Below are 12435 nucleotides of genomic sequence, written 5' to 3'. Positions count from 1 at the left end.
CCCCGTTTCCGGTCGGCGGCCCGATGAACATCGGGTGTCGCCGGCTCCGGAACGGGGCCCTCAGCGGGGTGTCCTCAGCGGATCAGACCGCGAACTCGATGCCGGCGCCCGGGATGGCGGCGAGCAGCTCGCGGGTGTACTCCTGCTCCGGCGACTCGAACACGGTGTCCGTCGAGGCGTGCTCGACGATCCGGCCCTTCTGCATCACGCAGACGTCGTCGGCGATCACGCGGACCACCGCCAGGTCGTGCGTGATGAACAGGTAGGTGAGCCCGAGCTCGGCCTGCAGATCGGCGAGGAGGCGGAGGATCTGCGCCTGGACGAGCACGTCCAGGGCCGACACCGCCTCGTCGAGCACCACGATCTCGGGCTTGAGCGCGAGTGCGCGGGCGATCGCCACGCGCTGGCGCTGGCCACCGGAGAGCTCGTTCGGGTAGCGTCCCGCGATCACGCGCGGCAGCGACACCTGGTCGAGCAGCTCGAAGACCCGCTCGCGCTGCGAGGTGCGGTCGCCGACCTTGTGCACGCGCAGCGGCTCCGAGATGGTGTTGCCGATGTTGTGCAGCGGGTCGAGCGAGCCGTACGGGTCCTGGAACACCGGCTGCATCGAGCGGCGCAGCGCCAGCATCTCCTTGCCCTTGAGCTTCTCGGTGCGACGGCCGTCGATCGTGATCGCACCGCTGGTCGCCGTCTCGAGCCCCAGCACGAGGCGGGCGATCGTCGACTTGCCCGAGCCCGACTCCCCCACGAGCGCCGTGGTGGTGCCCTTGGGGATCGCGAACGACACGTCGTCGACGGCGGTGAAGTCCTCGGCCTTCAGCCCGCCGCGGCGGATCTTGAAGACCTTGGTGAGGCCGTCGAGCTCGATCATCGGCCGCGCGGTGGTGGTCGCGCCGCCGTGGTGGGCGCCGGCCGCGCCGACCAGGTCGACCTCGCGGACGGCCGCGGACTCGCCGGGCACCGACTCCGTGGCGCTGCCGGCCGTCGACTGGATGCGCCGCGAGGCGAGGCTCGGTGCCGCCGCGATCAGGCGCTGCGTGTAGGGGTGCTGGGGGTTCTGCAGCACCTCCACCGAGGCGCCGGACTCGACGATGCGGCCCTTGTACATGACGATGAGCTTCTCGGCGCGCTCGGCGGCGAGGCCCAGGTCGTGCGTGATGAAGAGCAGCGCGGTGCCGTCGGTCTTCGTCAGGGTCTCGAGGTGGTCGAGGATGCGCCGCTGCACGGTCACGTCGAGCGCCGAGGTCGGCTCGTCCGCGATGAGCAGCTGCGGCGACGCGGCCAGGCCGATGCCGATCAGCACGCGCTGGCGCATGCCGCCCGAGAACTGGTGCGGGAACTGCTTGAGCCGCTTCTCGGCATCGGCGAGTCCGGCGTTCTGCAGGACCTCGATCGCCTTGGCGCGGACCTCCTTGCGGCCGGAGGCGAGGCCGTTGGCCTTGATCGTCTCCTCGACCTGGAAGCCGATCGACCAGACCGGGTTGAGGTTGGACATCGGGTCCTGCGGCACGTAGCCGATGCGTCGGCCGCGGATGTCCTCGAGCTCGGTCCTGGTCGCCTTCGCCAGGTCCTTGCCGTCGAACAGCACGGAGCCCGCGGTGACCTTGCCGCTGCCGGGGAGCAGACCGATGATCGCGGCGGCGGTCGTCGACTTGCCGGAGCCGGACTCGCCGACGATTGCGACGGTCTGGCCGTGCTCGATCGTCAGGCTGACGCCGCGCAGGGCCTTGACCAGTCCGCTGCCGGTCTGGAAGCCCACCTCGAGGTCGGTGACCTCGAGCAGCGGGCCCTTCGGCGTGGTGGGAGTCGTGTTCGTCATCGGAGGGCCCTCGCCTTCGGGTCGAGCGCGTCGCGCAGGGCCTCACCCATCAGGATGAAGCTCAGCACGGTGATGGTCAGCGCGGCGGACGGGTAGATCAGCGTCTGCGGGTTGGTCCGCAGGTCGCGCTGCGCCTGGCTGATGTCGTTGCCCCACGACATCACCGAGCCCGGCAGACCGACGCCGAGGAACGACAGCGTCGCCTCCGCGGTGATGGCCGCGCCGAGCGAGATCGTCGTGACGACGATCACGGGGGCGATGGAGTTGGGCAGCACGTGGCGGAACAGGATCGCCATCCTCGACAGGCCGGTGGCCGTCGCGGCGCCGACGAAGTCGGACTGCTTCACCCGGAGGACCTCCGACCGCAGGACGCGGGCGGTGGTGGGCCACGCGAACGCGCCGATCGCCAGGGCGATGACGAACACGTTCCGGTGCGCCGAGAAGACCGACATGATGACGACCGCGGCGAGGATGTAGGGGATCGAGAAGAAGATGTCGCCCGCGCGCATGATCACGGTGTCGACCCAGCCGCCGAAGAAGCCGGCCAGCGCGCCGCCGACGACGCCGGTGAGCGTCGTGATCAGGATCACGATGAGGCCGACGGAGAGCGAGGTCGACGTGCCGTGGATGATCCGGGAGTACACGTCGCAGCCCTGCTTCGTGTAGCCCAGGACGCTGCCGTCGCCGGGACCCTGGTTGCTGAGACCGAGGTCGCAGGCGCGGGGGTCGACGGAGGTGAACAGCGACGGGATCAGCGCGACGGCGATGATCAGCAGGATCAGCGCCCCCGAGATCCAGAACATCGGGCGCTTGCGCAGGTCCTGCCAGGCGTCGGTCCAGAGGTTGCTGGGCTTGTCGTCGAGCGAGACGGCGTCGATCGTGGCGATCGGCGTCTCCTCGAGCGGGGCGACGAAGTGGTCGATGCGGCGGGCCTTCTGCGCGCCGCCGGAGAACTCATTTGGCATAGCGGATCCTCGGGTCGAGTACGGCGTAGAGCAGGTCGACCAGGATGTTCACCACGAGGTAGAACAGCACCATGACCGTGACGAAGGAGACGACGGTCGGTCGCTCGCCGCGGATGATCGCCTGGTAGAGCGTGTTCCCGACGCCGGGAACGTTGAAGATGCCCTCGGTCACCGTCGCGCCGACGATCAGCAGGCCGAAGTCGGCGCCGAACTGGGTCGTGACGGGGATCAGCGAGTTGCGCAGGATGTGCACGGGGATGACGCGTCGTCGCGAGAGCCCCTTGCCGTAGGCGGTGCGCACGAAATCGGAGCCGGCGGTCTCGATGACGGAGCCGCGGGTGAGGCGGATCGCCGAGGCCACCACGAACAGCGCGAGCACGATGGCCGGCAGCAGCAGCCGCTCGAACGTCGCCTGGCCGCCGACCGTGGGCGGGAACCAGCCGAGCTGCACGGCGAAGAACGTCTGCGCGATGAAGCAGAGCACGAAGATCGGCACCGAGACCAGCAGCAGGCTGACGACCAGCGCGCTGGCGTCGAAGAACGAGCCCTTGCGCAGGCCGCTGATGAGGCCGATGGTCAGCGCGAGCACGATCTCGATGATGATCGCCATCATCGCGAGGGTCAGCGTCACCGGGAAGGTGCGGGCGAGGATGTCGTTGACGGACTGACCCGAGAACGAGATCCCGAAGTCGCCGCGGACGACGCCGCCCAGGTAGTAGAGGTACTGGACGAAGAACGGGTCGTTCAGGTGGTACTGCTCCTCGAGGCGGGCCAGGAGCGCCGGGTTCGGCGTCTTGTCGCCGAAGAGCGAGAGGAGCGGGTTCCCCGGCATGGCGAAGACCATGAAGTAGATGAGGAACGTCGTGCCGATGAGCACGGGGACGGCTTGGAGAATGCGTCGGACGATGTAGGCGAGCATCTCAGCCCTGCCGATTCCGGTGTCGCATGGTGGGAGACCTCATTCGATTCGGACCGAAACAGGGCGCTTCGCCCGTACCGAAGACCGAAGTCGACCGCACGGGCGAAGCGCCCCGGTTTCTAGCAGCTTAGTTCTTGGTGATCTCGTAGTAGAGCGGCACCGAGTTCCAGCCGAACTGGACGTTCGACACGGTCTCGCCGTAGCCGCCGGTCACGTTGGAGTACCACAGCGGGATGGCGGGCAGGTCCTTCAGGAGGACCTCCTGCGCCTGCTGGAACTTCTCGTTGGCCGAGTCGAGGTCGGTGTCGACAGCGCCCTCCGCGAGGAGCTGGTCGAACTCGGCGCTCGAGTAGTCGCCGTCGTTCGACGAGGCGTTGGTCGCGTACAGCGGGCCCAGGAAGTTGTACAGACCCGGGTAGTCGGCCTGCCATCCGGTGCGGAACGCGGTCTCGATGGTGCGGTCCGTGATCTTGGTGCGCGCCTCGGCGAAGGTCGGGTAGGCCTCGCCCTCGGCGTCGATCCCGAGCGTGTTCTTGATCGAGTTCGACACGGCGTCGACCCAGCCCTGGTGGCCGCCGTCGGCGTTGTAGGCGATCTTGAAGGTGCCGTCCCAGGGGCTGATGGCGTCGGCCTGAGCCCAGAGCGCCTTCGCCTCGTCGGCGTTGAACTCGAGCACCTCGGCGCCCTCGAGGGAGTCGCTCCAGCCGTCGATCACCGGGGAGGTGAAGTCGGAGGCGGGGGTGCGGGTGCCCTCGAAGATGACGTCGGTGATCTGCGCGCGGTCGATCGACATCGAGATGGCCTGGCGTCGCAGCTGGCCCTCCTCACCGCCGAAGTGCGCGAGGCGGTCCGGGATGGTGAAGGACTGGAACACGGCGGCGGGCTGGTTGACCGCACGGTCGCCCAGGTCGCTCTCGTAGGTGCCGTAGGCCGAGTCCGGGATGGCGTCGAGGACGTCGAGGTTGCCGCCCTGGAGGTCGGAGTACGCCGCGTCCTGCGTGGCGTAGAAGGTGACCGTGAGGCCGCCGTTGACCGGGGTGCGGCCGCCGGTGTAGTCGGGGTTCACGACGAGGTCGATCTGCACGTTGTGCTGCCACGCGTCATCGCCCGCGAGCATGTACGGGCCGTTGCCGATCGGGTTCTGACCGAAGGCGTCCATGTCCTCGAACGCGGCGGCGGGCAGCGGGTAGTAGGCCGAGTAGCCCAGGCGCAGCGGGAAGTCCGACTTGGGCTCGCTGAGCGCGACGGTGAACGTCGTGTCATCGACGACGGCGAGGCCGGTGAGCTCGGAGTCCTCGTCGTAGCTGAAGCCCTGGATGTCCTCGAAGAAGTAGCTGTTCAGCTGGTTGTTCGAGAGCTTCGCGCCGTAGTTCCAGGCGTCGACGAACGAGCTCGCCGTGACCGGGTCGCCGTTCGTGAAGGTGAGGTCCGGCTTGATCGTGATGGTGTAGTTCTGCGCGTCGTCCGACTCGATCGACTCGGCGACGTCGTTCTGCGGCGCACCCTCGGCGTCGTAGTAGACGAGGCCGGCGAAGATCTCGTCGAGGATCTTGCCGCCGCCCACCTCGTTGGTGTTGGTCGGGATCAGCGGGTTCTGCGGCTCGGAGCCGTTGGTGGTGATGATCGCGCCGGAGTCGCCTCCCGCGTCACCCCCGCCGGTGTCGCCCGAGCTGCTGCAGCCGGCCAGGACCAGGGTGCTCGCGGCGACGAGCGCCAGAGCTCCGAGGCCGAAACGTCTGATTTTCACAATTCCTCCAGTGGTGTGGGGGCGCGCGAGAAGTGGTTTCCCTGACGCGTGGAGTGCCGTGCGCGTGGCGACGACGTCGGCGCGCGAGACTGGTGGCCACCGCGCGAGTGCCTCCGACGAGACTATGTATCGACTGCCTATCGCCACAAAACGATGGGGAAACCGTTACACAGCGGTAACCGGGAGGTGGAATCCTTGCGCGGATGTGCACGAAACGTGCGTCTGCGTGTCGTTCCACGCACGGTAGCGAATCCAGGAAGGAGCTCCCGCGTGTCCACCGCTCCCCCAGCGTCCACCCAGTCCCGGCGGCGGATCGGGGCCGAGGTCCTCCTGGTGCTCGGGCTCTCGCTCGGCGCGTCGGCGGTCTACTCCGTGGTGTCGATCACCAACAAGCTCACCCGGTCGGTCGCGCTCGGGCAGCAGTCCACGACGATCAACGGGGCGCTCAGCGACCGGCCCGCCTTCGACCTGATCTACCAGCTGCTCGCGCTGTTCTTCGACCTGGTGCCGGTGCTGCTCTGCGTCTTCCTGCTCTGGCAGGGCGGTCCGCGTCCGCTCGGGCGGCTCGGGCTCGACCGGCGCCGGCCGCTCCCGGACCTCGGCACGGGAGTCGTGCTCGCGGTGGCGATCGGCGCTCCCGGGATCGGGCTCTACGCGCTCGGCCGGGCGCTCGGGATCACGGTCGCGGTGGTCGCCTCGCCGCTGGACGCCTACTGGTGGACGGTGCCTGTGCTGGTGCTCTCGGCGATCCGGGCGGGGGTGCAGGAGGAGGTCATCATGATCGGCTACCTCTTCGCGCGCCTGGGCGACCTCGGCTGGGGTCGCTGGAAGATCCTGTTCGCGAGCGCGCTGCTGCGGGGCAGCTACCACCTGTACCAGGGCATCGGGCCGTTCATCGGCAACGTGATCATGGGCGTGGTCTTCGGGCTCTTCTACCAGCGCTTCGGGCGCACGCTGCCGCTGGTGATCGCCCACTCGATCATCGACATCGTGTCGTTCGTGGGCTACCCGCTGGCGGTGGCCCTCTGGCCGGAGCTCTTCGCGGCGCCGACGCCGGCCGCGACGCCGACGGTCGCTCCGACGCCCTGACTCCCCGCCGACGCCGACGCCGACGCCGAGCGGACGGTCCGTCGCGAGCGGTCGTGTCGAGGGAGCGGACACGACGGTTCGCGACGGATCGTCGGCGGGCGTCAGGCGCGGATCAGGCGAAGGCCTCGATCGGCGGGCAGGCGCAGACCAGGTTGCGGTCGCCGTAGGCCTGGTCGACGCGGCGGACCGGCGGCCAGTACTTGCCGCGCACCAGCGAGCGGACCGGGTACACGGCCTCCTCGCGGCTGTACGGGTGCGACCACTCGGCGTCGACGAGGCACTCCGCGGTGTGCGGGGCGCCCCGCAGCGGGTTGTCGTCCACCGGCCACTCCCCCGCGCCGACGCGGTCGGCCTCTGCCTTGATGCCGATCATCGCGTCGATGAAGCGCTCGATCTCGGCGAGGTCCTCGCTCTCGGTCGGCTCGACCATCAGCGTGCCCGCGACGGGGAAGCTCATCGTCGGCGCGTGGAAGCCGTAGTCGACGAGGCGCTTGGCGACGTCGTCCACGGTCACCCCGGTCGCCGCGGTGAGCGGGCGGATGTCGAGGATGCACTCGTGCGCGACGAGGCCGCTGCCGCCGGTGTAGAGCACCGGGTAGTGCTCGCGCAGGCGGGCCGCGACGTAGTTCGCCGAGAGGACCGCGGCGCCGGTGGCGGCGCGCAGGCCCTCCTCGCCCATCATCCGGGCGTAGGCCCACGAGATCGGCAGGATGCCGGGGCTGCCGTACGGCGCCGCCGAGACGGGTGCGCCGCCGTGGACGACCGTCTCGCCGTGCTGGCCGACGGAGTGCTCGAGCCGCTGCGCGAGCGGGTGGCCCGGCAGGAACGGCGCGAGGTGCGCCTTCGCGGCGACGGGGCCCACGCCGGGGCCGCCTCCTCCGTGCGGGATGCAGAACGTCTTGTGCAGATTGAGGTGCGAGACGTCGCCGCCGAAGTCGCCGAAGCGGGCGAAGCCGAGCAGCGCGTTGAGGTTCGCGCCGTCGACGTAGACCTGGCCGCCGGCCTCGTGCACGAGCCGGCAGATCTCGGCGACCTCGTGCTCGTAGACGCCGTGGGTGGACGGGTAGGTGATCATCAGGGCGGCGAGGCCCTCGGCGTGCTCCGCGATCCTGGCGCGGAGGTCGTCGAGGTCGACGTTGCCGAGCTCGTCGCAGGCGACGACCACCACGCGCATGCCGGCGAGGACGGCGCTGGCCGCGTTCGTCCCGTGGGCGCTGGAGGGGATGAGGCAGACGGTGCGCGCCTCGTCGCCGCGCGAGCGGTGGTAGCCGCGGATCGCGAGGAGCCCGGCGAGCTCGCCCTGCGAGCCGGCGTTCGGCTGGAGCGAGACGGAGTCGTAGCCGGTGAGGTGCGCGAGCCAGCGCTCGAGCTGGTCGACCAGGGCGAGCGAGCCCTGGACGTCGGCCTCGGGCGCGAAGGGATGCAGGTCGGCGAACTCGGGCCAGCTGACCGCCTCCATCTCGGCCGCGGCGTTGAGCTTCATCGTGCAGGAGCCCAGCGGGATCATGCCGCGGTCCAGCGCGTAGTCGGCGTCGGCGAGGCGCTTGAGGTAGCGCATCATCGAGGTCTCGCTGCGGTGCGTGTTGAAGACGGGGTGCACCAGGAACGGGGTGGTCCGCTCCAGAGCGCCGGGGATGCTGCGGGCGGCGCCGGCGAGGACGCCGTGCTGGGCGTCGAGGTCGCCGATCGCGACGGCGACCGCGACGACCTCCTCCGGGGTGACCGTCTCGTCGAGGGCCACCGCGACGGTGTCCGCGTCGACGAGGCGCAGGTCGAAGCCGGCCTCGCGGGCGCGGGCGACGGCCGCCTCCGCTCCCTGCGGCACGACGACCGCGACGGTGTCGAAGAAGTCGGCGTGCCGGAGCGCGTGGCCGCGGTCGAGCAGGAGCCGCGCCAGCAGCGCCGCGCGGGAGTGCACCCGCTCGGCGATCCGGGCGAGGCCGTCCGGCCCGTGGTAGACCGCGTACATCGCCGCCATCACGGCGAGCAGGACCTGCGCGGTGCAGATGTTCGAGGTCGCCTTCTCGCGGCGGATGTGCTGCTCGCGCGCCTGCAGCGAGAGCCGGTAGGCGGGGTTGCCCGCCGCGTCCTGGCTGACGCCGACGAGGCGGCCGGGGAGCTGGCGCTCGAGGCCCTTGCGGACGGCGAGGTAGCCGGCGTGCGGTCCGCCGAAGCCCATCGGGACGCCGAAGCGCTGGGTGGTGCCGACGGCGACATCGGCGCCGAGCTCGCCCGGCGAGCGGACGAGGGTGAGCGCGAGGAGGTCGGCCGCGACGATCGCGAGGCCGCCGTGCGCCTTGACCGCGCCGAGGACGGCGGACGGGTCCCAGAGGTGGCCGGATGCGCCGGGGTACTGCACGAGGGCGCCGAAGGACTCGGGCACCTCGTCCGCGTCGGTGCGCGAGAGCGGCAGCTCCACGATGCGGATGCCCACCGCCTCCGCCCGGCCGCGCAGCAGAGCGAGGGTCTGCGGCAGCGCGTCGGAGTCGACGACGAAGACGTCGGTCTTCGCCTTCGAGGCGCGGCGGGCCAGCAGCATGGCCTCGACGACGGCGGTGCCCTCGTCGAGCATGGAGGCGCCGGCGGTGTCGAGACCGGTGAGGTCGGCGACCATGGTCTGGAAGTTGATCAGCGCCTCGAGCCGGCCCTGAGAGATCTCGGGCTGGTACGGCGTGTAGGCCGTGTACCAGCTCGGGTTCTCGAGGACGTTGCGCTTGATCACGGCGGGGGTCAGCGTGCCGTGGTAGCCGAGCCCGATCAGCGGGCGGCGCACGGTGTTGCGCGCGGCGAGGGCGCGCAGCTCGGCCAGCGCCTCGGTCTCGGTGGCCGGCGCGGGGAGCACGGGCGCGAGGTCGCGGACGTGGATCGACTCGGGGACGGCGGCCTCGACCAGCGCGTCGACCGAGTCGTAGCCGAGTGCCGCGAGCATGGTGCGCTGGGCGTCGGCGTCGGTCCCGATGTGGCGGGACTCGAACTCTCCGGGGGTGCGGGCCGCCATCTACTCGCCCACCAGCTCGTCGTAGGCGGCCGCGTCGAGCAGGCCGTCGGGCAGCGCGTCGAAGCGCACCTTGATCAGCCAGCCGTCGCCGAAGGGGTCGGAGTTGACCAGCTCGGGGCTGTCGACGACGGCGGTGTTGGTCTCGAGGACCTCGCCGTCGACGGGCGCGAACAGCTCGCCGACCGACTTGGTCGACTCGATCTCGCCGACGACGGAGCCGCCCTCGACCCGGCTGCCCGCCTCGGGCAGCTCGACGAAGACGACGTCGCCGAGCTTGTCGGCGGCGTACGCGGTGATCCCGACGGTCGCGGTCCCGCCCTCGACCAGGATCCACTCATGGTCGGACGTGTACTGGAGCTCGGTGGGTACGGCCATGTCAGTTCTTCTTTCTGGAGTAGAAGGGGAGCTCGGTGACGGTCATCGGGAGCCGGCTGCCGCGGATGTCGACGGAGACGACGCTGCCGGGCTGCGCGGAGGCCGGCGCGACGTAGGCCATCGCGATGGGCACGCCGAGGGTGGGTGAGAGGACGCCGCTGGTGACGACGCCGATCACGTCGTCGTCGGCGCCGTGGACGCTGTAGTCCGCGCGGGCGGCGCGGCGGCCCTCCCCGATCAGGCCGACGAGCACGGGCGCATCGCCGGAGGGACCCTCCTCGCTGGCCGCGCGGCCGACGAAGTCGATCGGCTTGCCGAGCGCGACGACGCGGCCGAGGCCGGCCTGCGCGGGGAAGACGTCGCGGGAGAGCTCGTGGCCGTAGAGCGGCATGCCCGCCTCCAGGCGGAGGGTGTCGCGGGCGGCGAGCCCGGCGGGGACGAGGCCCGCGCCGGCGCCGGTCTCGGCGAGCGCCTCCCAGAGCGCGGGGGCGGTGTCGGGGGCGACGTAGATCTCGAAGCCGTCCTCACCGGTGTAGCCGGTGCGCGCGATCAGGATCGGGTGCGCCTCGAAGCTGGCGGGCACGGCGCGGTAGTAGCGCAGCTCCTCGAGCAGGCGGGCCGCGTCGTCGGTGTCGAGCACCGACTCCTCGCCCCGGTCGACCTCGATCGCGAGCCCCTGGAGGTTCTGCAGGATCTCGAGCGAGCGCGGGCCCTGGATCGCGATCAGCGCGACGTCGTCGCTCTCGTCGTAGAGCTCGCACTCGAACATCGCGGTGCGGTCGCGCAGCTGCTCGGCGACCACGTGGCGGTTGGCGGCGTTCGCCACGACCATGAAGCGGTCCTCGCCGGTGCGGTAGACGACGAGGTCGTCGATCACGCCGCCGGTGCGGTCGAGCAGGAGGGTGTACTTCGCCCGGCCGACGGCGACGGCGGAGAGGTCGCTCGCGAGCGCGTAGTCGAGGGCGTCCACCGCCTCGGGGCCGACGACGAGGATCTCGCCCATGTGGGAGAGGTCGAACAGGCCGGCCGCGGTGCGGACGGCGTGGTGCTCGGCGAGGTCGCCGGTGTAGCGGACGGGCATCCACCAGCCGGCGAAGTCGGTGAAGGAGGCGCCGGCGGCCACGTGCACGTCGTGCAGCGGCGAGCGGCGGGGCTCGGTGCTCGGCGCGGTGGCGTCGGGCGAGTCGATCTCGATGCCGCCGGTCTCGGGGGCGCCGGACTCGGCGGGGGCCGTCTGGGCAGAGGTGCCTTCGACAGCGTTCTCGTCGACAGGGTTCTCGTCGATTGAGTTCTCTTCGGACATGTGGGAGTTCTCCAATTCGTCGCAGTGCTGCGCACGCGCCCGCACAGGTCGGTGATGCGTGGCACAGCAGTGCCGTGGGAACTCCCCCTCTGTCGTGGTGCCTGAGAGATTCACGCCGTCCCTCGCGGGGCGATCGCTTTCACCATCGGCGGATCCTCGTGCGGATCGCTTTCCAGAGTGGCCAGTTCGACGCGGTACAAGACCTGAGAGATTGGCGGGGAGGCTTGCTCCTTCGGTGCCGACCGGAGTCGGCTCTCCCGCGTCGCGTATGCGGCCCGGTATTCGGTTGTCCGCTCACCCTAGCGGGCGGGTGCACGTCCTGTCCCCCGCCGCGAGATGCCACTTGTGCACGGCTTTCTCGGCGTGTCGCGTCCGCACGTGGCATCTCGCGGCGGGGAACGGGCGCGGGCGCGGACGGCGGAGGGACTTGGTGTTCGGGTCGGGGTGACACTAAGCTCGAGGGAGTCGTTAGGGTCAGAGTGACTTTTAGGGGGTCCGGGTGGACGCAGCAGCGCCGCAGCTCGCGGTGTCGACCGTGATCTTCGCGCTGCGCCCGCACCCGGAGACCGGGGCCGCCGCCGTCTGGATCCCCGTCGTCCGCCGTCTGCGCGATCCCTACCAGGGGCTCTGGGCGCTGCCCGGCGGCCCGCTCCGCCCCGACGAGGACCTCGCCGAGGCGGCGCGCCGCACCCTCCGCGAGACGACGGGCCTCGCTCCGCGCTACCTCGAGCAGCTCTACGCCGTCGGCGGCACCGAGCGCTCCCGCGGCGAGCGCCGCGTCGTCTCGATCGTCTACTGGGCGCTGGTGCGGACCTCCGAGGCCGACGCCGCGATCGTGGACGAGAACGTCGCCTGGCTCTGCACCGATCTGATGCCCGAGCTGGCCTTCGATCACGGGCTGATCGTCGACTACGCGCTCTGGCGCCTGCGCAACAAGATGGAGTACTCCCGCATCGCGCAGGCCTTCCTCGGCGAGACGTTCACGCTCGCCCAGCTGCGCGAGGTGCACGAGGCCGTCCTGCAGAAGCCCCTCGACCCGGCGAACTTCCGCCGGACGATCGAGGCCTCCAAGACCGTGGTGCCGACCGAGCAGCGGCTGACGGGCACCCGTCACCGCCCGCCCCGGCTGTACCGCTACGACGGGTCCGTGGCACTCGTCGACAACGGGCCGCTGCCGGTCTAGCACCGGCCGCCGCCCCCGTCCGAACCGCACCATCGAG

Annotated in this window: 9 protein-coding genes and 1 riboswitch; of the genes, 2 read left to right on the top strand and 7 right to left on the bottom strand. The window is 70.7% G+C overall.

The window, feature by feature from the left end; translation table 11 throughout:
* Window positions 1-82 precede the first annotated feature (82 nt).
* The 4 genes from GTU73_RS07575 to GTU73_RS07560 all read right to left on the bottom strand — a co-directional run bounded on the left by GTU73_RS07575 (window position 83) and on the right by GTU73_RS07560 (window position 5450).
* Window positions 83-1819: an ABC transporter ATP-binding protein gene (locus GTU73_RS07575; RefSeq protein WP_160088296.1), complete on the bottom strand. Its 1737-nt coding sequence runs from the start codon at window positions 1817-1819 to the stop codon at window positions 83-85.
* Window positions 1816-2784 (bottom strand): ABC transporter permease, encoded by a 969-nt coding sequence (locus tag GTU73_RS07570; protein WP_160088294.1) that lies wholly within the window; start codon window positions 2782-2784, stop codon window positions 1816-1818. Before GTU73_RS07570 ends, GTU73_RS07575 begins: the two co-directional genes overlap by 4 nt.
* Window positions 2774-3703 carry an ABC transporter permease gene (locus GTU73_RS07565; protein WP_159985443.1) on the bottom strand — a complete coding sequence of 310 codons (930 nt, stop codon included), beginning with the start codon at window positions 3701-3703 and terminating at the stop codon, window positions 2774-2776. Before GTU73_RS07565 ends, GTU73_RS07570 begins: the two co-directional genes overlap by 11 nt.
* Window positions 3704-3830: 127 nt before the next feature.
* Window positions 3831-5450: an ABC transporter substrate-binding protein gene (locus tag GTU73_RS07560; protein WP_160088292.1), complete on the bottom strand. Its 1620-nt coding sequence runs from the start codon at window positions 5448-5450 to the stop codon at window positions 3831-3833.
* Between the two features lie 270 nt (window positions 5451-5720).
* Here GTU73_RS07560 and GTU73_RS07555 point away from each other — a divergent pair, with 270 nt between their 5' ends.
* Window positions 5721-6539 carry a CPBP family intramembrane glutamic endopeptidase gene (locus GTU73_RS07555; protein WP_244231809.1) on the top strand — a complete coding sequence of 273 codons (819 nt, stop codon included), beginning with the start codon at window positions 5721-5723 and terminating at the stop codon, window positions 6537-6539.
* 112 nt (window positions 6540-6651) lie between these two features.
* On the opposite strand, the gene gcvP is transcribed toward GTU73_RS07555, so the two are convergent.
* From gcvP to gcvT, 3 genes are read right to left on the bottom strand one after another with little or no spacing between them, the layout of a single operon-like run.
* Window positions 6652-9537, bottom strand: coding sequence for an aminomethyl-transferring glycine dehydrogenase (gcvP, locus tag GTU73_RS07550; protein WP_160088288.1), 2886 nt, complete (start codon window positions 9535-9537; stop codon window positions 6652-6654).
* Window positions 9538-9912, bottom strand: a complete 375-nt coding sequence (gene gcvH, locus GTU73_RS07545; protein WP_160088286.1) for a glycine cleavage system protein GcvH — start codon at window positions 9910-9912, stop codon at window positions 9538-9540.
* 1 nt (window position 9913) lies between these two features.
* Window positions 9914-11215, bottom strand: coding sequence for a glycine cleavage system aminomethyltransferase GcvT (gene gcvT / locus GTU73_RS07540; protein ID WP_160088284.1), 1302 nt, complete (start codon window positions 11213-11215; stop codon window positions 9914-9916).
* A gap of 182 nt (window positions 11216-11397) precedes the next feature.
* Window positions 11398-11485: riboswitch (glycine riboswitch) on the bottom strand.
* Window positions 11486-11714: 229 nt separating this feature from the next.
* Here gcvT and GTU73_RS07535 point away from each other — a divergent pair.
* Window positions 11715-12398, top strand: a complete 684-nt coding sequence (locus GTU73_RS07535; RefSeq protein WP_160088282.1) for an NUDIX domain-containing protein — start codon at window positions 11715-11717, stop codon at window positions 12396-12398.
* Window positions 12399-12435: the final 37 nt, after the last annotated feature.

Source organism: Rathayibacter sp. VKM Ac-2804, assembly GCF_009866655.1.
Taxonomy (GTDB): domain Bacteria; phylum Actinomycetota; class Actinomycetes; order Actinomycetales; family Microbacteriaceae; genus Rathayibacter.
Note: the sequence above shows the minus strand (reverse complement) of the source record. Positions and strands in the feature narration are given on the sequence as shown.